The following is a 23,962-nucleotide window of genomic DNA, read 5'->3' on the forward strand; positions in this document are numbered from 1 at the left end:
CGTGCCGGGTCACACCGTGCGGCGGCTGGGTTTCGCCGTACTTCAGGCGATGGTCGTGCTGGTCGCGACGTTCGCCGTGACCGCGTTGCTCCCCGGCGACGCGGCCTCGGTCGTGCTCGGCGAACAGGCCACCGACGAGCAGGTGGCGACCGTACGCCAACGGCTCGGCCTCGACCAGCCGCTCCTCGACCGGTTCAGGAACTGGCTTTCGGGACTGGTCACCGGCGATCTCGGCCGGTCGCTCGTGACCGGTGCCCCGGTGACCGACGAGATCGCCCGCCGCGTCGCCGCCACCGCGGTGCTCGCCGGAGTGACCCTGCTCGTGCTCGTACCGCTCGCGCTCGTCATCGGGGTCACCTGCGGGCTGCGCGAAGGGTCGCGGATCGACCGGGTGCTCACCGCCGTCACGCTGTTCCTGCATTCGATACCGGAGTTCGTCCTCGGTCTGCTGCTGGTCGCGGGATTCGCCGTCTACACCGGGTTGCTTCCGGCCACCGCGGCCGGAACGGACCTCGCCGCGCGTCCCGAGGTGCTCGTGCTGCCGGTGATCGTGCTCGTCGGCAGGCAACTGTGCGACGTCGCCCGGCAGCTCCGGATCGGGATCGCCGAGCAGACCCGGGGGCAGGTGGCCGAGCACCTGCGCCTGCTCGGCCTGCCCGAACGCACCCTGGTGCTGCGGCACCTCCTGCCCGCCGCCGCGGCTCCCGCCGTGCAGCAACTCGCCCGCGCCGTCGAAGGGCTGCTGACCGGCACGGTGATCGTCGAGTCCCTGTTCGCGATCACCGGCCTCGGCACGGGTTTCGTCGAAGCCGTGCAGAACCGGGACATCCCGCAGGTGCAGGGATACGTGCTGGTGTTCGCCGGGGTGGTCGTGCTCGGGAACCTCGCCGCCGATCTCGTCGCGCACCGGCTGACCCCACGCCGGGAGCTGGTCACGTGGTGAGCAGAGCCCTCGGCCGGCCGCTGCTCGCGGTGCCGCTCCTGCTCGCGGTTGCCGGGCCGGTGATCGCGGGGCCCGTGGTGTCCGTCGGGGCACCGTGGCAGGCACCGGACGCCGCCCATCCGCTCGGCACCGACGTCCTCGGCCGCGACACGGTCACCGTGATCCTCGCGGGTGGTCTTCCCGTGATCGGCATGACGGTCACCGCGCTCCTGCTCGCCTACCTCGCCGGGGTGCCGCTCGGTCTCGTCGCGGCCGGGCGCGGTCGTCTGGCCGACGAGACCGTGATGCGATCACTCGACCTCGTGCTGGCCTTCCCGTCGCTGCTGGTCCTCATGGTGCTCGCCGCGACCGGGCACCGCGGGCCCGGCGTGCTCATCCCCGCCGTCGCCGTCCTCCAGCTACCGGCGATCACCCGCGTGGTGCGGGCCGCGGCACTGGCGCCGGGCTGCCGAACCGCCGTGGAAGCCCTGACCCTGCAAGGACAACCGTGGTGGCGCGTCCAGCTCGGCTACGTCGCCCGGCACGTCACCGGTCCGGTCGCGACCGATGCCGGCACACGGCTCGGTGTCGTGCTCTACCTGCTGGCATCGGCGAACTTCCTCGGGCTCGGCCTGCCTGCCGACTCCCCGGACTGGGCCGTGGTCATCGAACGCAACAGCGAAGCCCTCTACACCGCCCCAGCGGTGGTCCTGGTGCCCGCCGCGCTGCTGATGGCCCTGTGCGTCGGCACCAACCTCGTCACCGACCGGCTGCTCGCCGCCCGGCGGATGATCCAGTGACCGTACTGGAGATCGCCGGACTGTCCGCCCGCGCCGGGGAAACCGTTCTGCTCGAGGACGTCTCGCTGGCCCTCGAACCCGGCCGCGTCCTCGTCGTGCTCGGCGCGTCCGGCGCGGGAAAGACCACACTGGGCCTCGCCGCGACCGGACGAGCCAGGCCGGGGATCGAGTTGTCCGGCTCGGTCCGCCTCGGGGGATCCCCGCTGCTGGACCGGCCCGCGTCCGAACTGCGACGGGCGCGGGCCGGGGTGATCGGCCACCTGCCGCAGCAGCCGTCGGCGGTGCTGGACCCGGTCCGCCGCTGTGGTCCGGTGCTGGCCGAACTCGCCGCGCTTCACCATCGTGGCCGTGCCGCGCGGCTGGCGGCCGCCCGCACCGCCTTGGCGGAAGCGGGACTCGAGCCGGACCTGTGGCGCCGGTTCCCGCACCAGCTGTCCGGCGGGCAGCAGCAGCGCATGGCCCTCGCCACCACCCTCGTGACCAGGCCCCGTGTGCTCGTTCTCGACGAACCGACCAGCGGTCTCGACGCGGCGAACAGGACCGCGCTCACCACCCGCCTCGCGGCGCTTTCCCGTGCCGGGACGGCGATGCTGATCCTGACCCATGACCTCACGCTGGCGCGTGCCCTCGCCGACGACGTCGCCGAACTCCGCGGCCACCGGTTGGTGCCTTCCCCCGCCGTTCCCGAGCACAAACGTTTTGAAGGATCTCCGGTCGCGTCGCCGACGTCGCCGGTGCTCGTCGTCCGCGGGCTCACGGTGCGGGCCGGGCGGACGACGCTCGTCGAAGATGTCGACCTGGAGCTGGCGGCGGGCAGCCGCACCATGCTGACCGGCGCCTCGGGCGCGGGCAAAACGACGCTCGCCCGCGCGCTGGCGGGTTTGACCCCACCGGCCGCGGGCACGATCGAAGTCGGCGGCGTCCGGCTCCCCCGCCTCGCCCGTCGTCGCGATCGCGCGCAACTGCGCGCGGTCCACTACGTCCACCAGGACAGCCGCGCCTCTTTCGACGAGTTCCGCGGCGTGCTCGACCAGGTGGCGGACACCGGCCGCCTCCTCCGTGGCCTCTGCCGCGCGGACGCCCGGCTCGAAGCGGAGGAGCTCCTGCGTTCCCTCGGCGTCGATCCGCTCGACCGCCGCCCCGGCCTGTTTTCCGGCGGACAGCTCCAGCGCTGTGCCGTGGCCCGCGCGCTCATGGCCCACCCGAGAGTCCTCGTCTGCGACGAGGTGACCTCGGCTCTCGACGCCGTTAACCGCACCCGGCTGCTCGACGTCCTCACCGCCGCGGCGGACCGGCACGGCACCGCGCTGCTCATGATCAGCCACGACGAAACCTTGGCTCCGTTCGTGGATCGCACGCTCGTCGTCACCGATGGACGCCTTTCCCCGAGCGTGGTCACCCGCTAAAGGGCGCGCGCTCCCGTCTTGGTGGAAAAACGGAACTCGACGGTCACCGGCAGTGTGCCGAGGTCGAGTGCCTGCCGCAGTCTCGGGAGACCGTCGGTGTCGACCCGTCGGCGGATTTCGGTGACGTCGCCGTCCTGTTCGGCGCTGATCACCAGCGCGACAGCCGGTGTGTCACGGGTCCCCGCGAGCGTCGCGTGCGCGGCGTGCACGCCGGGATAGTTCGTCACCTCGGTGACGAACGGCTCGATCGCGGTACCCGCGGCCAGTTCGGTGCGGCCGGCGGCGGGATCGGTCTCGAAGCGCCAGGTGTGGGTCTTGGGCTTCCGGGTCAGCTGCGCGATGAGCCACCGCAGCGCGAGCAAGCCCAGCACGACGGCGACCGCGGCCGCGACATAAAGCGTCCACGTGGGTGGCTGTCCCGTACCGGCCACCAACGCGGATTCCGGCCGCAGCACGGTGAGCCTGCCGAAATGGGTGAGCAGGGTGAAAGCACCGGCCGCGATCAGGACGAGTCCGAAGAAGGCGAGCAAAGTGCGATTGAGCCGGGCGGGCCGGTTGAGGCTGGTCATGACGCGCTCCTGGCACTGCGAACCTTGACCTTGACGGTCGGGCGGAGGGCGGGGTCGATCTGGTCGAGCCGCTGCGCGATCGCGCCGCGAACGGCTTCGGCCAGGCCTTCGGTGGTGGCCCGCCCGGTGCTCACTTTCGCGGATACCTTGCGGGGCTTGAGTTTCACCGTCGCGCTGGACACGCCGTCCACTGTGGCGGCCGCGGTGCGAAGGGTGGAACGGTAGCTTCGGTGCGAGGCTCCGGAGTCCGGATCGCCTCGAAGCGGCAGGACGGTGAGCCTGCCCGGCACTACGGCCGCCAAGACCAGGATCAGCCCGAGGAGAGCCGCGACGCCGCCGATGACGGCCGTCACGACGTCACTCCAACGCAGGTCGTTCAGTGTGCCGGCGACGGTGTCGTAGCGAATCCAGGGAGTTTCACCGAGCAGCAGCTGGATCGCGACCACCGCGACAAGTACGCAAGCGGCGAGCAGGACGCTCGCCGTGAGCGTCGCGGGAATGCCGCGGCGTGGGCGGCGTTTCACCGGACCCTCCTGGTTTCGGCGGTGGCGGTGTGCAGCGCGGTGACGGTGATGTCCACTCGCGACACCGTGAGACCGGTGAACTCTTCGACGCGGCGCATCAGATGCCGCCGGGCGTCCTCGGTGGTGCGCGAGACCGACATCGGATAGCTGATGGAGATCCTGACGTCGAGGGTGGCGGTACCACCGGTGACCTTCGCGGTGACCTTGGCGCTGTTGTCGATGTCTTCGCCGCCGACAGCGACACCGAGCACCCGGCCGGCGGCGCCGCCGACACCCTCGATCTCGGTCACCGCGTGCGCCGCGATCCGCTGCACGGTGCTGTCGGAAATGGTGAGGACGCCCCGGTCTCCGGCATCGGCGGGAGTCGTTCCGAGGGTCGCGGTCGACAGGGTGGCGGTCATCGGCTCAGCCCCTGTCGCGTCCGGTGAGTTGCGAAAGATCCAGCTTGCCGTCGAGGACCCGGCCTGCCAGCAAGCCGAGGGCGCCGAGGACCAGGACGACGATGAAGGCGGTGAACCCGCCGAACGCGGCGGCGAGTCCGAGAGCGAGGCCGGTGAGAAGGCCGAGCTGCGTGGAATTCATGGTTTCTCCTTGGCTGTGCCGGTCGGTGCGGGGGCGATATCGCCGATCCGGACGTGTACCGGGAGGCCGACCGGCCCCACCGCCGCGCGGACGTCGTCGCTGATCTCGACGGCGGTCGCCGGGTAGCGGCCGGTGACACCGATGGTGATCTCGTCTTCACGGATGCGGATGCCCGGGATCCGGCGTCCGCGCAGGAGGGTGGCGATCTCGCCGAACCGGCCGCTGTGCAGGCCCGCGACGTGGGGTTGGGCCTGCACAGCGGTGGCGATGCGGTCGGCGTCGATCTCGACGCCGAGGCTCACTGGACGCGGCCGGTGTCGGTCTTGGCGTCCTCGTCCTCGTCTTCACCGGGGATGTGCACGTCGGAAACGTTGATGTTGACCTCGACGACCTCGAGCCCCGTGATCTGCTCGACCGCGCCGATGACGTTCCTGCGCACCGCGCGGGACAGGTCGGCGATGGACACGCCGTACTCGACGAGGATCTGCAGATCGACCGCGGCCTGCTTCTCGCCGACCTCGACCGAAACACCCTGGCTCGCCGACGCCGTGGCACCGGGGATGCGCTCACGGATCGCGCTGAACGCGCGGGCAGCGCCACCACCGAGGTCGTACACGCCGGAGATCTCCCGGGTCGCCAGGCCGGCGACCTTCGCCACCACGGTGTCGGCGATGCTGGTCGTGCCCTTGCTCGATTCCAGCGCGCCCGTGCCGGTCTTCTCGACCTCGGACGACTGGCTGGAGGACTTGGTAGCAGTCGAGTTCGTCATGCCTTCTCCTCGGATCGGTTCCTGTGGTCTCGGCGGAAGTCCATGGATTTCCATCGTTACTTCCACACCGGTCAGACACGGCACTCAGCGGATCGTCACGACCCCATCGTGTGACACCCGTCTCCGCCCGGCTCGGGATCGGGGCTCGGCCGATCGCGCCGGTCGGCGACGGCGTCCTGCCGTCCTGGCAACGAATAAAGGCCGGCCGCCGCCGTGGCCATGGAGTGAAGGCGACGACGACGACCGGTGGGACGCCGCCGCATCGGCGTCCCCCGGCGGCGGAGGCCCGAAATCCGCCGCCCGACCGGGTCATGCCCCTCACCGGCCACTGTGGACACAACGAATGGCCGCCGCGGCTGGGGTCGAAGAAGCCGCGGCGGCCACCATGACCGGGCCACGTGCGAGGGGAGTCGTTATGGCCCGGACGAAGATCAGTTTTTGTTGGTGCCCGGGGTCAGGACCTTGTCGATGACGAAGACGGTGGCGTTCTTGGTGGGGATGTTGCCGCACAGGATCTTGGCGCCGTTGACGGTCATGTTCTCGCCGGTGCCTTCGATCTTGACCGGGCCGCCGGCGGTGTTCAGGCTGTCGACCGAACCGGCGGTGGCGAGGCCTTTGGCGTCGTAGCGCTTCCCGACGACGTGGTACTGCAGGATCGGGGCCAGCTGGTCCGGCTTGCCCGCCAGCTCGGCGAACTTGGCGTCACCCAGCGCGGCGAAGGCCGGGTCCGCCGGGGCGAACACGGTGATGGCCTGCTGACTGTTGAGCGTGTCCACCAGATTGGTGGCCTTCACCGCGGCGACCAGCTTGGTCAGCAGCGGATTGGTCGACGCGGCACTGGCGACGGGCTGCGGGCCCATCGAGTCCAGCGAACCGGGCTCACTGCCCTGCGGCAGCTTCGAACACGCCGGGCCGAACACGTCGGCGTTCGTGGTCACGCCGTCGGGCGAACCGGCCGTACCGGAGCTGGACATCGGGGCCGCGCTGGAGGGGGCGGGCGTCGGGGAACTGCCCGACGAGGCGTTGTCATTGCCGTTGCAGGCGGACAACGCCAGCGCGGCGACCGCGGTGAAACCGATTCCTGCGACACGAAGCTTGCTCACGAAAAAAACTCCATTTGTTCTGCGGTTGAATGAGCCCCTCAGCGCGGGCCCGCTTCTCGTGGGGTATTCGGCGCGAACCGCCCGGCGGACAGGTGGCCTAAATGACACGTTCGAGTGACGGCAGTGGGCCGGGCAAGACGAGTCGTCCCGCCCGGCCCACTCACGGCCCGGTCAGCCGTTGGCGTCGCTGGTGTTGACGTCGCCGTTGACACCCTTGGGGAAGAATCCGCCCGAGGTGGCGGCCTTGGGGGTGAGGTAGACGATGTTGAGGACCTGGCCGGGTGTACGGCTGAAGGCGATACCGTTGGCGTCGGTGGGCACGATGTTCGCCCGGCCCTCGCGGTCGACGACACCCTGGTCGAGGTCGCTGGTGCCGTCGAGACTGTCGCGGGCGTCGGAAAGTTTGACGCTGGCTTCGCGCAGATCCCGGCCGAGCAGCCCGAGGCCGAGAATGCCGCCGCTGTGCTGGTAGAGGGCGGTGCGGATGTTGGCGGCGTGGTAGGCCTCGACGGCCAGGATCCCGGCAGCGGCCTCGAGGTAGGTCTTGTTGCTGATCAGTGGCGCGGCCCCTTTGTAGGCGGTGACACCGACGTCTTCGAACAGGTAGGCGGCGAGCAGGAAGTTCTCCTCGCAGGCGAACGCGTCGAAGCTCTGTCCTTTCCGGACCAGACCGGCGGCCTGAGCCGCCGCGGTGAAACTGGCCCGCAGGTCGATCGCCGGGCGGCTGACCGCCGCGGAGCCGAGCGCGGTACGCAGAAACGCCACGTGCGCCTTCTCGTCTCCGGCGATCTCCTGCGCGTACTGGCGCGCGGCCTTGGTCTTGAACCGCACCGCCCGTCCGCCGGTCACCCCGCCGCGGCTGCCGGTACCGGTGGTGAGCGAATCCGCCAATCCCTTGCCGGTCACGGCGTGCAGGTAGAACTCGGCCTCCAGATACTCGAGGTTCAACGCGAAATTGAGCACCGCGCTATCACTGACCTCGGCGGCGGCCTCCTTGACGGCGGGCCGGGCGGTCATCGCCGCCGCGGCGGGGACGGCGACACCACCGAGTGCCCCGGCGCCGACGACACCCAGACCGGTCACTCCGGCCGCGCGCAGAAAACGGCGGCGGTCCTGTTCGTTCCCCGCACTACGGTTGATCATCGAGGCGGCGTAGCGTTTGCCGAACACGGGCGATCTCCTTCCCGCCCGTCGACGACGACGGACAGGTGCTGGCCTTCGCGGACAGCCTGCTTTCGTTCCCGCGGCCGCGGCGGCTTGGTCGGCTCACCCGGATCCGCCGCCGCGTCAGGCGGATCGCACCGGCGCCAGGTCAGGGAAGAGCGGCCCGGGTCGCGCCGAGGCCGGCGAGCAGGTCTCCCTGCTCGCCGACGCGGTCGAGGACGTCGTCCGCGGTGAACACCAGCTGCGCCGGGCGCCGGCACGAACGGACCTCGCCCCAGGTGACCGGGGTGGAGACGGTGGGCTGGTCGCGACCGCGCAGTGAGTACGGGGCGACCGTGGTCTTCGCCGGATTGTTCTGCGACCAGTCGATGAACACCCGTCCGGTTCGCTGGGCCTTGGCCATCACGGCGGTCACGTCGTCCGGGGTCTCGCGTGCCAGGCGTTGCGCGAGTTTCTTCGCGTAGGCCGAGGGCGCGGCGGGGTCATCGGTGGAAATGGCGCAGTAGAGCTGCATCCCCTTCGACCCGGACGTCTTCGCGAACGGCGTCAGCCCGTCGGCGGTCAGAGCGTCGTGAAGCCGTTCCGCGACGCGGCAACAATGCACGATCGAGGTGCCGGGCCCGGGGTCGAGGTCGAACACCAGCCGGTCCGGCGGACGGCGCGCTCCGCCGGCGTCGACGGTCCATTGTGGGACATGGAGTTCGAGGGCGGCCAGGTTGGCCGCCCACACCAAGGCGCCGAGTTCGTCGAGCAGCGCGTACGTGATCGCTTCCCCGGCGCCGCGGGAACCGGAGCGGGCCACCCGCACGGTGGGCAGCCAGGCCGGTGCTCCGTGCGGGACGTTCTTCTCGAAGAACTGCTCGCCTTCGACGCCGTCGGGAAAGCGGATGAACGTGATCGGCCGCCCGGACAGGTGTGGCAGCAGGACGGGGGCGATCCGCGAGTAGTAGTTGATGACCTCGCCTTTGGTGAACCCGTCCGGGTAGAGCACCTTGTCCAGGTTCGACAACGTGAGGCGGCGTTCTCCCGCCTGCACGGTGATCTTCGGGCCGAGCCGCACGGGTGCCTCGGGCGGTTCCCCGGTGCCGGGCGCTTCGGTGGCGTTCCGGGCCGGCTCGGCGCCGCGAGGTCCGGGCTGCCGAGGCTTGAGGACCTCGCGAGGTTCCTTGTCCTGCCGGAGACCTCGCCAGGCTGTGTGGCGGAGGCGGCCGGCGCCGCGGGTGAAGTGCCGGTATTCGACCTCGCCCACCAGCACGGGGTCCACCCAGTGCGCCCGCACGGTGTCCTCGCGCGGCGGGGTGACGGCGAACGGATGGCTCCGCCGTGCCAACGCGTCCAACCGGGTTTGCAACCGGGAGCGTTCGGCCTCGCTGAACCCCGTCCCGACGTCACCGATGTAGACGAGGTCGCCGGTGCCGGGATCGTGGGCACCGAGCAGAAGACCGCCCATGCGCCCCGTGATACGGCCCTGACCGGGCCGGTAACCACAGATGACGACCTCGGTGGTCCGGGTGAGCGGGTGTTTGAGCCAGGCGTCGCTGCGGCGGCCGGGGTGATAGACCGAGGTGCGGTGTTTGGCGACCAGCCCTTCGTGGCCGCTGGAGACGACGTGCTCGAGCAGATGCGCCGGGGTGCGGCGGTCCGCGGCGAGTTCGGTGAAGGTGAAGCCGCGCACCGTGGAGATCCGATAGGGATCGGGCATCGGCAGCCCGGTCAGCAGCAGGCGGCGCTCGTCATACGGCTCGTTCAGCAACTTCTCGGACCCCAGCTGCAGCAGGTCGAAGGCGAGATACCGCACCGGGACATCGTCGAAAGGCTCGCCGCGGCGGCTCGTGCTGTGGGTCTGGAAGCGGCCACGGCGCTCCTGCAACGCCCCGAAGTCGATCTCCCCGGCCTCGTTGTAGACGACGATCTCGCCGTCCAGCACCGCGGCCCTGCCGTCCAGGGCTTCGGCGAGGACGCCGCCGAGACCGGCGAACTCGGCGGTGAAGTCGATACCGTTGCGGCTGGTCAGCACCGTCGTACCGGCGGGCGATATCCGCATGCACGCCCGATAGCCGTCGAGTTTGTACTCGTAGGCCCACTCGGGACCTTCCCGCAGCCGGCCGCCGTCCGGTTTGGCCAGCATCGGCTCCACCCAGGCGGGGACCTCGGTGCCACCACGGCCGCCCGCCGTCCGCGCCATCACCAGCTCCCGTCGTCGAGCCTGCCGGAACCCGCTCGTCCGGCGGCCTGAAACGACGGTAACCCGAACAGCCTAACAATGCCGGATTCGCGCAGGTGGCGGCCGGTCTAGTACCGCAGCCCCAGCAACTCGAACACCCTGATCCCGCTCACCGGTTCGGAAGCACACGTGAGCCGGCGGTTCGCCGGCATGTGTCGTTCGCGCAGGTACACCGTGCAGCCGGGGCCGGCGAACTCCACCCGCCAATCGGAACCACTGTCGCGCACGTACTCGATCAGCCGGAGATCGTCGATTCCGGTGGCACCGGTGGCGGCGCGTGCGTGGTGGTGCGCCGCTTGGACCAGCGGTTCGAACGAGGACCGGCCGCGAAGGTATTTCGTGTCGAGAGTGCCGCGCTGGTACTCGCGGACGACGCCGCCCGCGTCGCCAGGACGCAGGCCGCCGAAGGTGAAACCGTGTGGCAGCAACACCATCGAGGGAGCGAAGCGGCAGCCGCCGAGGTGACTGCATTCCCAGGCGGCGTCGGGGAAATCCGCGGCCACCGCGGCCGCGAGCGGACGGCCACGCACCGCGCAGCACGTGTCGTGCCTGCCGTGAACGCACACGAGCGCGAGAGGATCCGGCCACCCGCGCCCCCGTGCTGAGGTGGCGAGGGCGAGTTCGGCGGCGTCCGTGAATTCTCCGGCGCGGATCTCTTCGTGACCGGGTCGCGCGTCGATCCGGAACCAGCGATGGCGCCGTTCCCGCGCTTCGGTGCGCCGCGCGACCCGGCGTATCAAGGCGATCCGGCCATTGACCCGCCGCGCCCAGGAGCTCAGCGAAGCGACCGCGGCCGGGTCGATCCCGGACTCCTTGAGCGCGAGCCGTCCCCACGGACCCGGATGCTCGATCAGGAGCCAATGCCCCGCGGGTGGCGCCGTGCCTTCACCGGGATCACCCGCGGCTTCGGCCAGATCCGCGCAACGGCCCGCCGTCGCGGTCATGCGATCGCGGCCGTCAGCACGCCTTCCCGGAGCAGGCGGCGCACGAGGACGAGCTGATCGGTCCGGTCCAGCCCCGGGATCTCCCCCACGCGCCAAATTCTTCCGTCCAGCACCGCCGCCAAGGCGGTCGACGTGGAAGCCGGCAGCGAGAGGCGGCGATCCGGGAGCTCGAGAGCGACTTGGCCGTCCGCCGCGTCCTCGACACGGAAACGCAGGCCGTCGCGGCGCCGCACGGAATCCCCGTCCCCGAGGTTCAGCGCGAACTGGGCGGCGGCGACCGGTGCCAGCGGTTCCGGCCGGTTCCCCTGCCAGGCCCTGCCGCGAACATGCCGGGCGACGTCTTCGCCGGGCACTGCCCGCAGAGCGTCGATCAGGTCCTCCCGGACGGACTTGAGGTGGCCTTCGAGCTGCTCTGGATCCGCGACGTCGATCCCCAGCGGCAGGGACGCGCGCAGCCGCTCGTCGGAACCGGCGAGCGCGGTGAGCGCCTCCACCAAGGCGAAGGTGGTGATCACGTGGATGCCGACGGTCAAATGCGCGGAAACGTCACCGAGCGCCGTCGCCGAGTGGAGCCAGCCGCGAGGCAGGTACATCACGTCACCGGGTTCGAGGACGTCGTCGATGACCGGAGCGTCGTCGCGGACGCGCGCGGCGACGGCACCGGCGTGCTCGTCCCAAGGCTGGTCGCGCAGAGGTGACGGGTGGACGGGCGCGTGCACCTTCCACCGCTTGCGGCCTGCCAGCTGAAGCACGAAGACGTCGTGCACGTCGTAGTGCGCCGAGAAGCCCTGCGACGACGGCGGGGTGATGTAGGCATTGGCCTGCGCGGGGTGGCCGAGCTCGCCGGTCAGACGCGTGGTGAAGTCGATGATGGCCGGCCAGGTGCGGTGCAGCGCCTGCAGCACGATCGTGCTGCCGTCGGCGAAGAGCGCGGCGACCCGGTCGTCGCGGACCTGGTCGCCGATTTCGGCACCGACCCCTCCGCCTCCGGTGAACGAGCGGGAATCGACCACCGATCCGTCGCGGGCCATCCGGAGGAACGGCGTACGAAGCCCGCGGCGGGACAGTATTTCGTCGACGCCGCCGAGGTCGAGCAGATCGCCGAACTCGCCGCCCGTCCGCCGCAACAACGGCTCACGGCCCCAATGCCGGACGGAGAACTCCTCGATGCCGGAACCGACCAACCGGGCAAGGACACCTCGCGGAACGCGGTCGGCGACCGGTACCGGGAGGCTTTCGCCGCCTTGCCCGGTACCGGTCGCCGGCTCGCTCGAATCAGCTCGCGCCACTGTCCGCGCCGCCGTCGGCTCCGCCGTCGTGCTGGCCGGGGGTGCCTTCGCCGGCACCGGAGTCGGCGGGACCTTCGGCACCGCCGTCGGCTCCGCCATCGTGCCGGCCGGGCGTCCCCTGGCTCGCTCCGGAGTCGGCCGGTCCTTCGTTTTCCTTGTCCGATGTGGTGGAGATGTCGTCGTCGTTCAGGCTCACGTCGGTTCCCTTTCGCCTAAGCGGGATGGATCACCGACCGGCTACCCCGGATCGGCACGCCGCACACCTGCGGGAATGAACACGAACGAGTTCCGCGTTCCGTCGGCACCGCCGTTTCCGCGCGGGATGCCGGGGTATCACCGGCTGGTGAAGGCAACGGAAAGACGTGAAGAGTTGCAGCGCATCGCCGCGGAGGTCTTCGGCTGGCCGGAACTCACCGGCGAGCAACTCGAGGCCATGGAGTACGTCGTGGCGGGCCGCGACGTACTGGTCGTACTCCCCACCGGCGCGGGAAAGTCCGCGATCTACCAGGTGCCCGCCCTGAAGCTGGACGGCGTGACGCTCGTGGTGTCCCCGCTGATCGCCCTGCAGAACGACCAGCGGGAGAGCATCGAGGACAGCCGGGCGCCGGACGCGGTCGCGGTGAACTCCTCCCAGCGTGCGAGCGAGCGGAAGAGCGCGTGGAAGGCCGTCGAGGAAGGCGAAGCGGGGTATTTGTTCCTCTCGCCGGAGCAACTGTCCAAAGAAGACGTTCTCGGCACGCTGAACGAACTGAAGATCTCCCTGATCGTCGTCGACGAGGCGCACTGCGTCTCGGCTTGGGGCCATGACTTCCGCCCCGATTACCTCCGGCTGGCGCCGGTGATCGAGCGGCTCGGGCATCCGCCGGTGCTCGCCCTCACCGCCACCGCCGCGCTGCCGGTGCGCGAAGACATCGTCGAACGGCTCGGCCTGCGGGACCATCGGGAGGTCATCGCCGGTTTCGACCGGCCCAACCTGCATTTGTCGGTGGAGCGGTTCAGCGACGACGAAGACAAACGACACACCCTGATCGCACTGGCGAGGTCATTGACGAACGAGCACGGAACCGGCCTGGTGTATGTCGCCAGCCGGAAGGACGCCGAGTACTTCGCCGATGAGCTCGCGCGGGCGGGTGTGCGCGCGGCGGCTTACCACGCCGGTATGAAGACCCACGGTCGCGAACAGGTCCACGAACGGTTCCTCGACGGTGAGGTGGACGTCGTGGTCGCCACCTCGGCGTTCGGCATGGGCATCGACAAACCCGACGTGCGGTTCGTCCTCCACGCGTCGGCCCCCGATTCGCTCGACACCTACTACCAGCAGATCGGCCGGGCCGGCCGCGATGGCGAACCCGCCACGATCACGCTGCTCTACCGGCCTCAGGACCTGGGTCTCCAGAAGTTCCTCACCGCCGCCAAAGCCCCGGAAGAGCTTCTCGGCCAGGTGGCGAAGACCCTCGGCGAAAACGGCTCACCCGTCCGGCCGTCCGATTTGAAGGACACAGTGGACGCTTCGGCGGCCAGGCGCACCAAAGCGGTCAATCTCCTCGAAGAGACCGGAGCCGTCGGCACCACCGGTGACGGGCGGCTCGAGTACGTCGACCGCGACCTCCCGCCGGACGAAGCGGCCCGGAAAGCCGTGGAGGCCGCCGAGCGGCACCAGCGGCTGGTCCGGTCCCGGATCGAAATGGTCCGCGGCTACGCGGAGACCATGGAATGCCGTCGGCGGTATCTGCTCGGCTATTTCGGGGAACAGCTCGCCGAACCCTGCGGTAACTGCGACACCTGCGACTTCGGCACCGGCGAGCGGAAACGCGTCGAAAGCGGCAAGTACGCCGTCAACAGCACCGTCCGCCATTCCGAGTGGGGCCGGGGCGCCGTCATGTCGGTGGAACCGGACCGCGTCACGATCCTGTTCGACGACATCGGCTACAAGACCCTGGACCTGTCCGCCGTCGACGAGAACGACCTCCTCACCGTCGAGGAGACCACGACCCGGTGAAAGCCGTCCGCCGCCGGGCGATCGAATCGCCCGGCGGCGGATCAAGGTGACACCTGGTTCTCCGCCTGGTCACCGCCGCACGCCGGACAGCGCGCACAGCACCGCCCAGCCGGTGGCGAATCCGGCGACTTTCGCCCGCGCCGCCTTGTCCGGCAGGCTCACGCCGAAGATCACCGCGTCGGCGGCGTCCGCGGCGACCCGCGCACTCAGCGCGACCCGTAGCGGCCGCCCTTCCGGCGCGAACATCATCGCCAGGCCGATCGCGGTGTCACGGGCACCGATCGCGGCGATCAGCGTCCTCACCGGCGCCGTCACTTCCCCGGCGGGAGTGGTGAGGCCGCTGGGTTTCGCCAGCACCTTCGGCGCGACGATCAGTGCGGCACTGTAGGCGGCGGTGATCCCGCCCAGCACACGAGTGAGAGTGGGCATGCGGCATTCTCCTTGGCTGGACGGCCTAGCCGCCGTGTTGAGCAGGGCGGTCGACATCGCCGCGCCACGCCCCGGTCTCGTTGCCGTCCCGGTTTTCCAGGAAGGTCTTGAACCGGTCGAGGTCTCCCTGCACGCGACGGTCGAGGACGCCGAGTTTGTCGGCGACGTTCTCGACGAAACCCTCAGGGTCGATGTCCAGCTGGACGGTGACCCGGCTGTGGGTTTCGTCGATCCGGTGCACGGTGACCACACCCGCGTGGTTCGGGCCCGTGTCGGACTGCCACGCGACCCGCTCGTCGGGGTGCTGTTCGGTGATGGTGGCGTCGAACTCCCTGGACACACCGGCGATGGTGACGGTCCAGTGCGTATGCGTGTCGTCGCGCTGCTCGACGCGGTCCACACCCTCCATGAACCGCGGGAAGTCCGCGAACTGGGTCCACTGGTTGTACACAGTGGACACATCGGCTTGTACATCGACGGATTTGGTGATCGTGCCCATGGCGAGGCGTCAACTCCTTCAGCTGGTCGGCTTGTCCGGCGGATACCCGGCAGGCGCGACCACAAACCGATTCATGACCGATTCGTCAGGCCGGGACAGCGCGGAGTTCAGCGGCCGAGGGCGTCGCGGATGGCGTCACGGGCCCGGTCCATGATCGCCACGGGCGGACCCAGAAGGAGGTTCGCCGTCGCGCTTTCGATCCCGGGATGGGGACGGGTGGGCGCGATCGCCTCCGCCACCCGGACGGTCGCGGCCATGGCACGGAGCCGGTCCGGCCCGTGTGCCGCCCGGAGCAACGGGAACTCCTCTTTTTCCTCATGTTCGGCGTGCGCGAGAACGTCCTCCCGCAGCTGGACGAGCAAGGTGTCGAAGCCCTCGGCGTCCGGTCCCATCTCGGTCAGGGTGACGAGCAGCCGCTTGGCGCGGTGTTCTTCTCCCACCCGGGCTTCCACCACGTGTTCGCCGTTGCGCAAGCCGCGCACTTCGGGGTGGACCACCTCTTCCTCGGCGGTCTCGTGCACCGCGAGCAACCGGACGAGAGCACGGAACAGGTCCCGGCGCCGGTCCCCTTCCGCGGTCTCCAGTTCGGTGAACAGCGACCGGATTTCGTCGTGCTGACGGTGCAGCAGGGCGATGACGTCTTCGTTTTCGTTGTCAGGCACGGTTTCTTCCCTTTGTCCGGCGGAATATTCGGTTGCCGGAGGGTTCCCGCATCACTGTGCTTCACACCTGCTTCGCCTGCACGAGAGTGACCTCGAGGAGCCTCGTCAAGCCGATTCGGGGACCAGCGCCCGATCGGTCCCATGCCGCAGGCGCCGTCGCAGCTCGGTGACGAAGGAAGGATCGGTGCAGGCCAGCGTCTCGAGGTCGACCTCTCGCGGTATCGGCGTCTCGGCCGGGAACAGCGAGTCGAGGACCAGGCCGGCGGCGCACAACGCCAAAGCGTCGTCCGCCGCCGGCCCCAGGTCCACCGCCTCACGCAACCACGGCGTCAGCAACACCTCGAACGTCCCGGCGCCCGAACCACGGCAGCAGTACTCCACCCGATACCGGAGCCGCTCGACGAACCGAACCTGCCAAACCGCTTCCGCCGTGCTCCGCGTCATGCCTGCCCATACCCCGTCACACGGCGGGCAAACCTCAGATGGACGCGCGAGCGGCTCGCGAGGCGTCGGTCAACGTGGTGCCGACACCGGACACCAGCCCGGTGTCGACGCAGGTGAGCGTGACCTTGTAGCCGCCAGGAGCCGTGGCGTGCATGAAAGCGCTGCAGGTGTCGCCGCCGCCGAGTGCGATCCCCGCCAGCGCACGGGCCTCTTCACTGGCTTGGGTGAGAGTGGTGCCGAGCCCGTTGACGAAGGAAAGCCCGATACCGTTGCAGCTGAGCGTGGCTTGGTAGCCACCACTGACCGCCGAGTTCATGAACGCCGAACACCCGGCGGCGGGTGCGGCGCTCGCCATGGCCGGCGAGATGAAATTCGCGGCGGCCAGTGCTCCGATCACGACCACCGCTCGTCTGGCCGAGCCGATCTTTCCGACGCTTTCGCGCATCGACGCATCCTCTCTTTGCCTACGACGCGAAACGCCGTTTCGACGGAACGCGTCGACTGGTCACCCAACGAGGATTCGACGATCCGCGACCCCCTCCGGTTCCGGACGACCTTCACGACACAGAGATGACCCAGGGGTTCGGGCGGCACACCGCGCCGTCGGGGGTGACCTTCGACGCCGCCCCCGATTCGGCGCGATTCAGTTCCGCGACATAGGTGTTGGACAGGCCGAAGGTCTGCTGCATCATCACCGGGGCCGGCGCTCCGTCGGCGGGGCAGCCCTCATGGCGCCGCCCGAGCGCGTGGCCGACCTCGTGATTGATCGCGTAACGGTGGTAGCCCTGGAGATCGTCCCGGTACGCATGCGCGCCGCGCACCCAGCGGGCGAGGTTGACGACGACCCGGTGTTCGCGGGTGAGGTGACACGACGAGTCGTAGGGGATCGCGAACCCGCAGAGATCCGGGCGGCGACTCGTGCCGGGGCTGGTGAGACTGACGCGGAAGTCCGGTGCGCCCGCGCCGTCGACCCGCCGGAACGACACGTCACCGAGTCCGATCCAGCCGCGCGGATCCGCCAGGATCGACTCGACCTCCGCGGCGAACGACGGATACTCGACGCCGTCCTCGATTTCGACGGTGTAGGTCCGAAGCCCCGCACCGGTGCCGGCCACCGGACCACTCGCACCGGCCACCACTCGCCACGTCCCCATCCCGGCGGGAGTGACGGGATCGCCTTCCGGAAGCGCCGCGGACTCCGGCACATGGGTGACCGGACGCGCCACCGTCACCTGAGGAGCGGGTGGGGGCTGGGGAGGAACAGTGGCCGGCGCCCCGGGAACCTCGATCGCGAACGGCGCGACGAAAAGCGCCATCGAAAGCACCAGCGCGACGAGGATGACGATCAGCGGCCACCAGGTCCGATCCGCGGGCGGCCGTCGTCGTTCCTGCGGCGGAGAAGGTTCGCGTGCCGTCGGGATCTCCGGCGGGAAAGGCTTACGCGGCTGTGGAAGCCAGTCCACGAGAGTGCCGTCGCGTCGCACGTGCCGTGGTTCAGTAGGCAAGGCTCACACTCGCGCAGGTCGGTGCGGGTTCGCCCGCGGAACGCGGATACGACACCGTCGACGGGTCACCGTCCGAGGTGTACCGGCGGCCGGCCGGGGAACCGAGTTCGTCCAGCCAATGGGCCGAGCCGTATTCCGCTTCCGGACCGGCCCCCTGCGACCGGATCCGGGGAATCGACGACGGTTCGAAGGCGGGAGAACAAGGCGAAGGCGCCGGACCCGCTCCCACGAGCAGCGCACCTCGGTAGGAGTAGCCCTCTCCCCGCAACGCCAGTTCTTCGCGCCGGGGCTGCGCTCCGTACGGCAAGGCGAGCGTACTGATCTGATAGCCGGGGAGCGCCTGCCTGATCGAGGCATCCCCTTCGGCGATGGCCGCCATCGCCGCCGATTCCGTGGCACGGCGCAGGTTCGTGTGCCGGGCCGTGTGGTTGCCGATCTCGAAGTGATGGTCGGCGAGCCAGCGCAGCGCACGTCCATCACCGCCGAAGGGGCGCTCGTTGACGTACAGACTCGCGACCGGGCGGAACCCGGGATGGGCGGCCGCGACGTCCATCAGAATCCGGATCGCGGTTCCCGGGGCGGGGTCTCCTTCCGGCGTCAGGGTGAGCACGCTCGGGTCGCCGTCGTCGAAGGTCAGCACGACCGGATGCGCGCCCGCGGGCAGATCGAGCTTCCCCGCCACGAGGTCCGCGGTCGTCACGGGGACGTAGTTCTCGGCGGCGAGGCGTTCCAGTTCCGCGGCGAACTCGGCGGGGGTGCGGTCATAGGCCGATTTCGGTTTCGCGACGACTCGGTGGTACATCAGGATCGGGATCCGGCCCAGTTCGTCGGCGCCCACCTGGCGCGCGGACTCCGCGGTGACCCGGGCGGGCGCCGCGAGCGCCAGACCCGGCTCCGGACGCTCCGGGGTCGCGGGCGAAGGCGAAGGAGCACCGCAGGCCGCCACGAACAGGATCGCGAAGCCCGCGCCGAGCCGGCGAAGAAAAGACATGCGAGCAGTGTGCGGCCGGTCCCGGGCGCGGTCGCGGGTTTCCACCGAGCCGGGTGAGTGCGACTTTCCTTGCCCTAAGCCGAAAAAGCACGTTTCCCCAGCTAGACATGCCGACGGCGGGACCTGCTCGATCACGATCCGGTGATCGCCGGAAATCGGGGTTTGCCGAAGATCAAAACGGGAAATCCCTCCCTCCGCCAACGAAAGTCCGGCCCTCTGCCCCGTGCGCATCACTCAAGGAGACCGCATGCCCGACCTCAGTCGCCGCCTCGTTCTGACCGCAGGGCTCGCGGGCCTCGCGGCGAGTGCTTGTGGTGCGGCCCAACGGGGCGGGCCGCCGGTCGCGCCGGTGATCGCTCCCGCCGCGGCCGCGGAACCGCCGGTGGCGGCTCCCCCCGCCGACCCCCTTGCCGGCAGCCTGCTGATCGGCTTCTGTGGCGCGCCAGGCGCGAAAGCACTCGGCCGGATGACGGGCGACCTGACGGCCGCGAGCCGCCTGCTCCGGGAACGGATCGCGACCTTCCCACCGGGACGGCCGGTCACCCCGGTCGTCGAACTGATCGCCACCACGGCACACCGGTCACCGGGCTCGGACGGGATGTACCGCAGCCGGTGCTCGGACAAGACCGTGCAGGAGTACCTCGACGCGGCACGAGCCCTGAAAGGCTTGCTTCTGCTGGACGTCCAACCCGGCCGCGCGGACTTCCTGCCCGAGGTCCGCGCCTATGAACGCTGGCTGAAAGAGCCCGACGTCGGCGTCGCGCTCGACCCGGAATGGGCGGTCGAACCGGGGGCCGTCCCCGGCCGGAAATTCGGCCGCACCACCGGAGCCGAACTGGACGGGGTCGCCCGCTATCTCGGCGACCTGGCGAGCACGCATCGCTTGCCTGCCAAGGTCATGGTCTACCACCAGGTGACCTCCTCCGTCGTCCGCGACGAAGCACTGCTGCTCCCCCACGCCGGTGTCTCGCCAGTGAAAGTGGTGGACGGCATCGGTTCGGCCGCGGCGAAGAAGTCGACGTGGCAGACGCTCATGCCCAGCAAGCCCGCCCACGTCCGGTCGGGGTTCAAACTCTTCTTCGACGAGGACACGCGCCGCGGCGCCGCACTGATGACCCCGGCCGAAGTCCTCGCCCTCACACCGACACCGTCCTACGTGCTCTACGAATAGCCGACGGCGGAGAACCACCGGCAGCCCTGCTCCTCGGCGACAGAGCAGGGCTGCTTGGCGTGCGCGGGATTTTCTTGCTACACAGGCGTTGCGACGGGACGGAGAACGTCGGATGGTTGCCGGGCAACGAACTGCTCGTAACCCGATCGGGTCAACCGAGGCGCGGTCAGCGGTTCGCGGTACCCACACGATGGTGGACCCGTCGTGGAAATCGAGTGCGATCGTCAGTACGTTTCCCAAGCACCGGACGGAAACACCCTTGACGCCGTCCGTTCCGACGCATTCGTCAATCCAAGGAGAACACATGTTGAAGAAGATCGGCTTCGTCGCGGCCGCCATGGCCGCCGGTGCCTTCATCGGCGGAGGTGTCGCCTCCGCGGACACTCCTGACGGCGATCACCACGGCTACGACCACAGCGGCCAGCTGGGCCTGGTCAACCTGAACAACATCGACGCGCTGCACAACGTGAACGGCACGCTCGGTGTCTGTGGCAACGACGTGAACGTGCTCGGCGTGCAGGTGCCGATCCGCGACTCGCTCAACGGCATCGGTGTGCCGATCCTGTCGCCGGGTTCGCACGAGGCCAGCGGGGAGTCCCCGTACAACTGCGCCGCCGGTGCCATCACCGACGGTGGCACTTCGCAGGACAACTGATTCTCCCGCCGAGGTCGCTCGCAAGGGTGTGCGAAAGCCGACCGAGGCGTGGGGTCCGGCGATTCGCGTCGATGTCGTGAGGCGTGCCCGGAACACGGAGAGAGCTGCACACTCCGTATCCGTGTTCCGGGCACGTTGCGACGCGTAGCGACGCCGGCACGGGTGGGGCCGGGTCTTCCTGCCCAGGAGTGGACCGGCCCCACCCGGCGCGAACGCACCATAACCGACAGCAGCGGGCGCGGCGAGCCGATGTGCCGCCCGCCCGCGTCTTTCGCCCACCGGAGTCGTCCGGTGCGGTATTCCTAGGAGAGTTCTTCAGTGATCAAGCAGCTCGGATTCGTCGCCACCGCCGTTGCCACCGGAATGGCGATCGTCGGCGGATCCGCTTCCGCGGCCGGTATCACCGTCGCGGGGCAGCCGGTCGACCACAACGACCAGATCGGGCTCGCCAACGTGCAGAACCTGGACGTGGTCCACAACGCCAACGTCATCGGCGGCGTCTGCGACAACAACGTCAACGTCCTCGGCGTCCAGGTCCCGGTCCGCGACGTCGCCGAAGGCATCGCCGTTCCGGTCCTGTCCCCCGGCGAGACCGAGGCCGAAGGCGCCACCCCGGACAACTGCGCCGGCGGCGGCATCGTAGACGGCGGGACCGTCCAGGAGAACTGACCGGCCCCGCTGAGAAGCCGCCGCGTGGATGCCCCTCCACGCGGCGGCTTTCTCTTTGGCCCGGCCGAGGACCGGACCGCGACGACGACGAAGGCCCGGTGCGGAAGGGAGATTCCGCACCGGGCCTTCGCCGGGTGCCCGTCCGGGGCCCGGTCGGCCTAGCCGACCGGCACGGGCAACCCGCCAAGGAGATCGTTCACCAGTGACGACAAGCTGACCAGCAACCGCTGAAGCAGCGCGTTGAGCAGGGTGGTCACCGGCGGCAGTCCGGCGCGGTTCTCGACCTGCGCGGCAAGCTCGTCGACGCCCTTCCGCGCTTCGACATTGTCCTGCCGGGCCGTGGCAGCGGATTCCTTCGCCTGTGCCTGGATCATGTACCGCTTGCCTTGCGCCAGATCGGTGAGCACCGGGGCGAGTTCGTCGAGCGTCGCCCGCGTACCCGAGATGTCCCCACTGTCCGCACGCGAAACCAACGCGTCACGTTTGGCCTGGATCTCCGCGGCCGCGCTGGTGGTACTGGACGAGCCGCTACCGCCGGGTCCGCCCGCCGCCGCCACACCGGTACCTGCCAGGGTCACCGACGCCGCGGTGACGAAGATCGTCAATGCTCGCCTCAGTTGGCTTCTCATGTAGCACTCCTTCGGATTCCTGCTGCCGACTTCGACCAATGGTGAACTCACGCTTCGGATTAAGCCAGCGGAGTCCGTCGCCCTTCTCCGGAGCACAATTCCGCACCGTGCACGAAGTACCGGATACTTGGAAACAAACGGAAGTTTCGCATGAATGCCGGAACGCCTGTGGCACACCGGCGCGCACAGCGCGTGTCCGAGGCACCTGATTGATGGATCCGAAGTCACCGTTCAGCGGGAAGTTCACGATTTTCCGGACGCAAGGCAGCCTTTGGGCGCGAATCCGGCATTCACTCTTCGGCGCCGTTTGACGACCGATCCGAGGGGTAACCACTCTGCTTTGATCCGACCCCGAAAGACACTCTTAAGAATGGCACTGATCAAGCGGGCTACTTACAGCGGAACCGCGGCGCTAACCTGAACCCGCCTGATGGACCCGATCTCGCGGCGCTGGGACCTGACACGAAAGCGCCTGCCAGCGGGCATCAGCGGAAGGGACGTCCCGGCGCGCGCCGGGGCGTCCCTTCACAAAGGCCCCCGTATCGATCGCCTTTTCCGGCATTCAAGCAGAGCTTCCGCGCCCGCCCGCAGGCAGGACACGCGCGCACATTCTCCGTTCGACCCTTTCGCCCACGACGGCTTTGTGCCGCGATGCCGTGTACCGCATTGGGGTTGCGCCGACCTGGAAAACCCGCGCACACGCAGTACCGAATGGGTGCGATGCTCCGATGACTCTTTTCCTCGACACGGATCCAGGTAATGTCGTCGAGCGGGCAGGCATCTTGCCCGAGTCGATTCTCGTGACTCAGTTCGTGTAGGTATAACCAGCTCGAAAGGATCACAATAATCATGACTGAATTGCGCCGGTGGGCGCTCGCGGCGGCGGCCGCCGTTCCACTTTCCCTCGGCTTCACCGGAGTCGCGGCCGCCGACCCGGACCACGGCCCCGACACCGCCGGCCACACCGAGACTTCCGTGACCTACGCCGGTATCGGCGGGGCCGGGACGATCGACAGCACGTGGGGCATCGATCACCACGGGAACGAGTGGTCCGAGGAGGACGCCGTGGTGGCCGGGCCGACGGGTGCCGCGGTCGTGCACACCGAAGAGTTCGACGCCGAAGAGTCCGACATCGACACGGACGACGACGAGGCGGACGACGACGACAAGCCTGGTCGGCCGACGTACCACGGTCACGGAAAACGGCCGGTCGCGCACACCGATGACGAGGTGTCGATCTCGAAGCACCGTCCCGTGAAGTCGCACCCGGTCCGGGAAACCCGTCCTTCGCACGTGGTTTACGCCGAGTCCACCAAGACCGCGGACGAGGACGGCGCGACGTCCTCGCATGTCGTCAGTCACGCGGGCGACGACCACGCCGTGTACGAGTCCAGCGATCTGTCCGCCGGCCCGGACGGCGCGGTGTCCGAAGGCGTGAACGCCGTCGCCGTGCCGCAGTACGCGAGCTACGACAAGTGGTACACCGCCGCCGACGAGGACGGTGCGATCACCCATGAGGTGACCGCGGTGGCCGACGCGACCGATTGGCCCGGACACCACCGGCACCACTCGCGCGACCGCCGATGAAAGCTGTGGGCCGGGCCGCCGGTGGCGGTCCGGCCCACGCCCAAGGACGGGCAAGGGATCAGTCGGGCCAGGCTTCGGCTTCCGCGGTCAAGGCCGTCGCGATCTCGATCTCTCCCGAGCGCACCCGCCACGCCAGCGAGCCCTGCCGGGGTTCGAGAAGTAGCCAGCCCGCGACATCTTCGTCCGTGTAGCAAGGGTTTTCCAGGTCGCCGATGCCGAGCGCCTCGAAGTACTGCCGGGCGGCCCAGGTTTCGGCCACCCATCTTCGAGCCCATCGGACGACGATGCGTGCCAGGTCGTTGCGGCCGTCGGCCGGATGAATGAGACGATCGCCTGCCAGACAGACCAGGCGCGAGGTGAAAGCCGCACCCACCGGCGCGGCCATTAGTTGGTCGTTCACTTTTCCCCTGGCTCCACCGGCGTGGG

Annotated in this window: 29 protein-coding genes; 8 read left to right on the forward strand and 21 right to left on the reverse strand. The window is 69.4% G+C overall.

Going from position 1 to position 23,962, the window contains the following annotated elements:
- Position 1 precedes the first annotated feature (1 nt).
- Genes ACIHAO_RS07000 through ACIHAO_RS07010 form a run of 3 tightly spaced genes read left to right on the forward strand, consistent with a single transcriptional unit; the run spans position 2 to position 3,128 of the window.
- The gene (locus ACIHAO_RS07000) at positions 2 to 943 is read left to right on the forward strand and encodes an ABC transporter permease (protein ID WP_396555228.1); all 942 of its coding nucleotides are present in this window, start codon (positions 2 to 4) and stop codon (positions 941 to 943) included.
- The gene (locus tag ACIHAO_RS07005; protein WP_396555230.1) at positions 937 to 1,722 is read left to right on the forward strand and encodes an ABC transporter permease; all 786 of its coding nucleotides are present in this window, start codon (positions 937 to 939) and stop codon (positions 1,720 to 1,722) included. The genes ACIHAO_RS07000 and ACIHAO_RS07005 overlap by 7 nt, the downstream gene beginning before the upstream one ends.
- On the forward strand, positions 1,719 to 3,128 hold the full coding sequence (locus ACIHAO_RS07010) for an ABC transporter ATP-binding protein (protein WP_396555232.1): 1,410 nt from the start codon (positions 1,719 to 1,721) through the stop codon (positions 3,126 to 3,128). Before ACIHAO_RS07005 ends, ACIHAO_RS07010 begins: the two co-directional genes overlap by 4 nt.
- On the opposite strand, the gene ACIHAO_RS07015 is transcribed toward ACIHAO_RS07010, so the two are convergent.
- The 12 genes from ACIHAO_RS07015 to ACIHAO_RS07070 all read right to left on the reverse strand — a co-directional run bounded on the left by ACIHAO_RS07015 (position 3,125) and on the right by ACIHAO_RS07070 (position 12,492).
- Complete coding sequence (locus ACIHAO_RS07015) at positions 3,125 to 3,697, reverse strand: alkaline shock response membrane anchor protein AmaP (protein ID WP_396555234.1); 573 nt, start codon at positions 3,695 to 3,697, stop codon at positions 3,125 to 3,127. The genes ACIHAO_RS07010 and ACIHAO_RS07015 overlap by 4 nt on opposite strands.
- Positions 3,694 to 4,221 (reverse strand): DUF6286 domain-containing protein, encoded by a 528-nt coding sequence (locus ACIHAO_RS07020; RefSeq protein ID WP_396555236.1) that lies wholly within the window; start codon positions 4,219 to 4,221, stop codon positions 3,694 to 3,696. The genes ACIHAO_RS07015 and ACIHAO_RS07020 overlap by 4 nt, the downstream gene beginning before the upstream one ends.
- Positions 4,218 to 4,622, reverse strand: a complete 405-nt coding sequence (locus ACIHAO_RS07025) for an Asp23/Gls24 family envelope stress response protein (protein WP_396555238.1) — start codon at positions 4,620 to 4,622, stop codon at positions 4,218 to 4,220. The genes ACIHAO_RS07020 and ACIHAO_RS07025 overlap by 4 nt, the downstream gene beginning before the upstream one ends.
- A 4-nt stretch (positions 4,623 to 4,626) precedes the next feature.
- A complete protein-coding gene (locus ACIHAO_RS07030) occupies positions 4,627 to 4,803 on the reverse strand; it encodes a hypothetical protein (protein WP_396555240.1) in 177 nt (58 codons plus the stop codon).
- On the reverse strand, positions 4,800 to 5,105 hold the full coding sequence (locus ACIHAO_RS07035; protein ID WP_396555242.1) for a hypothetical protein: 306 nt from the start codon (positions 5,103 to 5,105) through the stop codon (positions 4,800 to 4,802). Before ACIHAO_RS07035 ends, ACIHAO_RS07030 begins: the two co-directional genes overlap by 4 nt.
- Positions 5,102 to 5,572 carry an Asp23/Gls24 family envelope stress response protein gene (locus ACIHAO_RS07040; RefSeq protein ID WP_396555244.1) on the reverse strand — a complete coding sequence of 157 codons (471 nt, stop codon included), beginning with the start codon at positions 5,570 to 5,572 and terminating at the stop codon, positions 5,102 to 5,104. Before ACIHAO_RS07040 ends, ACIHAO_RS07035 begins: the two co-directional genes overlap by 4 nt.
- Before the next feature lie 431 nt (positions 5,573 to 6,003).
- Positions 6,004 to 6,675 (reverse strand): fasciclin domain-containing protein, encoded by a 672-nt coding sequence (locus ACIHAO_RS07045; protein WP_396555246.1) that lies wholly within the window; start codon positions 6,673 to 6,675, stop codon positions 6,004 to 6,006.
- Between the two features lie 171 nt (positions 6,676 to 6,846).
- The gene (locus ACIHAO_RS07050) at positions 6,847 to 7,845 is read right to left on the reverse strand and encodes a ferritin-like domain-containing protein (protein WP_396555248.1); all 999 of its coding nucleotides are present in this window, start codon (positions 7,843 to 7,845) and stop codon (positions 6,847 to 6,849) included.
- 142 nt (positions 7,846 to 7,987) lie between these two features.
- Positions 7,988 to 10,024 (reverse strand): DNA ligase D, encoded by a 2,037-nt coding sequence (gene ligD, locus ACIHAO_RS07055; protein ID WP_396555250.1) that lies wholly within the window; start codon positions 10,022 to 10,024, stop codon positions 7,988 to 7,990.
- 107 nt (positions 10,025 to 10,131) lie between these two features.
- Entirely contained in the window at positions 10,132 to 11,007 is an 876-nt protein-coding gene (locus ACIHAO_RS07060; RefSeq protein WP_396555252.1) for a sucrase ferredoxin, read from the reverse strand.
- A complete protein-coding gene (locus ACIHAO_RS07065) occupies positions 11,004 to 12,191 on the reverse strand; it encodes a cupin domain-containing protein (RefSeq protein ID WP_396555254.1) in 1,188 nt (395 codons plus the stop codon). Before ACIHAO_RS07065 ends, ACIHAO_RS07060 begins: the two co-directional genes overlap by 4 nt.
- Positions 12,192 to 12,282: 91 nt before the next feature.
- Complete coding sequence (locus ACIHAO_RS07070; protein WP_396555256.1) at positions 12,283 to 12,492, reverse strand: hypothetical protein; 210 nt, start codon at positions 12,490 to 12,492, stop codon at positions 12,283 to 12,285.
- Positions 12,493 to 12,618: 126 nt separating this feature from the next.
- Here ACIHAO_RS07070 and ACIHAO_RS07075 point away from each other — a divergent pair, with 126 nt between their 5' ends.
- Entirely contained in the window at positions 12,619 to 14,295 is a 1,677-nt protein-coding gene (locus tag ACIHAO_RS07075) for a RecQ family ATP-dependent DNA helicase (RefSeq protein WP_396555396.1), read from the forward strand.
- A gap of 69 nt (positions 14,296 to 14,364) precedes the next feature.
- On the opposite strand, the gene ACIHAO_RS07080 is transcribed toward ACIHAO_RS07075, so the two are convergent.
- The 7 genes from ACIHAO_RS07080 to ACIHAO_RS07110 all read right to left on the reverse strand — a co-directional run bounded on the left by ACIHAO_RS07080 (position 14,365) and on the right by ACIHAO_RS07110 (position 18,825).
- On the reverse strand, positions 14,365 to 14,724 hold the full coding sequence (locus tag ACIHAO_RS07080; RefSeq protein WP_396555258.1) for a hypothetical protein: 360 nt from the start codon (positions 14,722 to 14,724) through the stop codon (positions 14,365 to 14,367).
- Between the two features lie 25 nt (positions 14,725 to 14,749).
- Entirely contained in the window at positions 14,750 to 15,223 is a 474-nt protein-coding gene (locus ACIHAO_RS07085) for an SRPBCC family protein (protein WP_396555260.1), read from the reverse strand.
- A gap of 107 nt (positions 15,224 to 15,330) precedes the next feature.
- On the reverse strand, positions 15,331 to 15,885 hold the full coding sequence (locus ACIHAO_RS07090; protein WP_396555262.1) for a hemerythrin domain-containing protein: 555 nt from the start codon (positions 15,883 to 15,885) through the stop codon (positions 15,331 to 15,333).
- Between the two features lie 105 nt (positions 15,886 to 15,990).
- Complete coding sequence (locus ACIHAO_RS07095; protein ID WP_396555264.1) at positions 15,991 to 16,329, reverse strand: hypothetical protein; 339 nt, start codon at positions 16,327 to 16,329, stop codon at positions 15,991 to 15,993.
- Positions 16,330 to 16,363: 34 nt separating this feature from the next.
- Positions 16,364 to 16,774: a hypothetical protein gene (locus ACIHAO_RS07100; protein ID WP_396555266.1), complete on the reverse strand. Its 411-nt coding sequence runs from the start codon at positions 16,772 to 16,774 to the stop codon at positions 16,364 to 16,366.
- A gap of 112 nt (positions 16,775 to 16,886) precedes the next feature.
- Positions 16,887 to 17,792, reverse strand: a complete 906-nt coding sequence (locus ACIHAO_RS07105) for a DUF3152 domain-containing protein (RefSeq protein ID WP_396555268.1) — start codon at positions 17,790 to 17,792, stop codon at positions 16,887 to 16,889.
- A gap of 31 nt (positions 17,793 to 17,823) precedes the next feature.
- Positions 17,824 to 18,825: a polysaccharide deacetylase family protein gene (locus ACIHAO_RS07110; protein ID WP_396555270.1), complete on the reverse strand. Its 1,002-nt coding sequence runs from the start codon at positions 18,823 to 18,825 to the stop codon at positions 17,824 to 17,826.
- A 247-nt stretch (positions 18,826 to 19,072) separates the two neighbouring features.
- Here ACIHAO_RS07110 and ACIHAO_RS07115 point away from each other — a divergent pair, with 247 nt between their 5' ends.
- From ACIHAO_RS07115 to ACIHAO_RS07125, 3 genes are all read left to right on the forward strand, one after another.
- On the forward strand, positions 19,073 to 19,996 hold the full coding sequence (locus ACIHAO_RS07115) for a hypothetical protein (protein WP_396555272.1): 924 nt from the start codon (positions 19,073 to 19,075) through the stop codon (positions 19,994 to 19,996).
- Positions 19,997 to 20,300: 304 nt separating this feature from the next.
- On the forward strand, positions 20,301 to 20,651 hold the full coding sequence (locus tag ACIHAO_RS07120) for a hypothetical protein (RefSeq protein ID WP_396555274.1): 351 nt from the start codon (positions 20,301 to 20,303) through the stop codon (positions 20,649 to 20,651).
- A 318-nt stretch (positions 20,652 to 20,969) separates the two neighbouring features.
- Positions 20,970 to 21,320, forward strand: coding sequence for a hypothetical protein (locus ACIHAO_RS07125; protein ID WP_396555276.1), 351 nt, complete (start codon positions 20,970 to 20,972; stop codon positions 21,318 to 21,320).
- Between the two features lie 158 nt (positions 21,321 to 21,478).
- On the opposite strand, the gene ACIHAO_RS07130 is transcribed toward ACIHAO_RS07125, so the two are convergent.
- Positions 21,479 to 21,949: a hypothetical protein gene (locus ACIHAO_RS07130; protein ID WP_396555278.1), complete on the reverse strand. Its 471-nt coding sequence runs from the start codon at positions 21,947 to 21,949 to the stop codon at positions 21,479 to 21,481.
- 849 nt (positions 21,950 to 22,798) lie between these two features.
- Here ACIHAO_RS07130 and ACIHAO_RS07135 point away from each other — a divergent pair.
- Entirely contained in the window at positions 22,799 to 23,536 is a 738-nt protein-coding gene (locus tag ACIHAO_RS07135) for a hypothetical protein (protein WP_396555280.1), read from the forward strand.
- A gap of 58 nt (positions 23,537 to 23,594) precedes the next feature.
- Here the strand turns inward: ACIHAO_RS07135 and ACIHAO_RS07140 are convergent, their stop codons facing one another.
- Positions 23,595 to 23,936, reverse strand: coding sequence for a hypothetical protein (locus ACIHAO_RS07140; protein WP_396555282.1), 342 nt, complete (start codon positions 23,934 to 23,936; stop codon positions 23,595 to 23,597).
- Between the last annotated feature and the right edge of the window lie 26 nt (positions 23,937 to 23,962).

The organism is Amycolatopsis sp. NPDC052450, from assembly GCF_044547565.1.
Lineage (GTDB): Bacteria > Actinomycetota > Actinomycetes > Mycobacteriales > Pseudonocardiaceae > Amycolatopsis.

Bases quoted from the DNA above. Each gene is read 5' to 3' on its own strand.
- ACIHAO_RS07030 (WP_396555240.1), bottom strand. From the start codon at position 4,803: ATGAATTCCACGCAGCTCGGCCTTCTCACCGGCCTCGCTCTCGGACTC.
- ACIHAO_RS07025 (WP_396555238.1), bottom strand. From the start codon at position 4,622: ATGACCGCCACCCTGTCGACCGCGACCCTCGGAACGACTCCCGCCGAT.
- ACIHAO_RS07075 (WP_396555396.1), top strand. From the start codon at position 12,619: ATGCCGGGGTATCACCGGCTGGTGAAGGCAACGGAAAGACGTGAAGAG.
- ACIHAO_RS07080 (WP_396555258.1), bottom strand. From the start codon at position 14,724: ATGCCCACTCTCACTCGTGTGCTGGGCGGGATCACCGCCGCCTACAGT.
- ACIHAO_RS07040 (WP_396555244.1), bottom strand. From the start codon at position 5,572: ATGACGAACTCGACTGCTACCAAGTCCTCCAGCCAGTCGTCCGAGGTC.
- ACIHAO_RS07015 (WP_396555234.1), bottom strand. From the start codon at position 3,697: ATGACCAGCCTCAACCGGCCCGCCCGGCTCAATCGCACTTTGCTCGCC.
- ACIHAO_RS07100 (WP_396555266.1), bottom strand. From the start codon at position 16,774: ATGCGCGAAAGCGTCGGAAAGATCGGCTCGGCCAGACGAGCGGTGGTC.
- ACIHAO_RS07110 (WP_396555270.1), bottom strand. From the start codon at position 18,825: ATGTCTTTTCTTCGCCGGCTCGGCGCGGGCTTCGCGATCCTGTTCGTG.
- ACIHAO_RS07060 (WP_396555252.1), bottom strand. From the start codon at position 11,007: ATGACCGCGACGGCGGGCCGTTGCGCGGATCTGGCCGAAGCCGCGGGT.
- ACIHAO_RS07115 (WP_396555272.1), top strand. From the start codon at position 19,073: ATGCCCGACCTCAGTCGCCGCCTCGTTCTGACCGCAGGGCTCGCGGGC.
- ACIHAO_RS07130 (WP_396555278.1), bottom strand. From the start codon at position 21,949: ATGAGAAGCCAACTGAGGCGAGCATTGACGATCTTCGTCACCGCGGCG.
- ACIHAO_RS07120 (WP_396555274.1), top strand. From the start codon at position 20,301: ATGTTGAAGAAGATCGGCTTCGTCGCGGCCGCCATGGCCGCCGGTGCC.
- ACIHAO_RS07135 (WP_396555280.1), top strand. From the start codon at position 22,799: ATGACTGAATTGCGCCGGTGGGCGCTCGCGGCGGCGGCCGCCGTTCCA.
- ACIHAO_RS07085 (WP_396555260.1), bottom strand. From the start codon at position 15,223: ATGGGCACGATCACCAAATCCGTCGATGTACAAGCCGATGTGTCCACT.
- ACIHAO_RS07095 (WP_396555264.1), bottom strand. From the start codon at position 16,329: ATGACGCGGAGCACGGCGGAAGCGGTTTGGCAGGTTCGGTTCGTCGAG.
- ligD (WP_396555250.1), bottom strand. From the start codon at position 10,024: ATGGCGCGGACGGCGGGCGGCCGTGGTGGCACCGAGGTCCCCGCCTGG.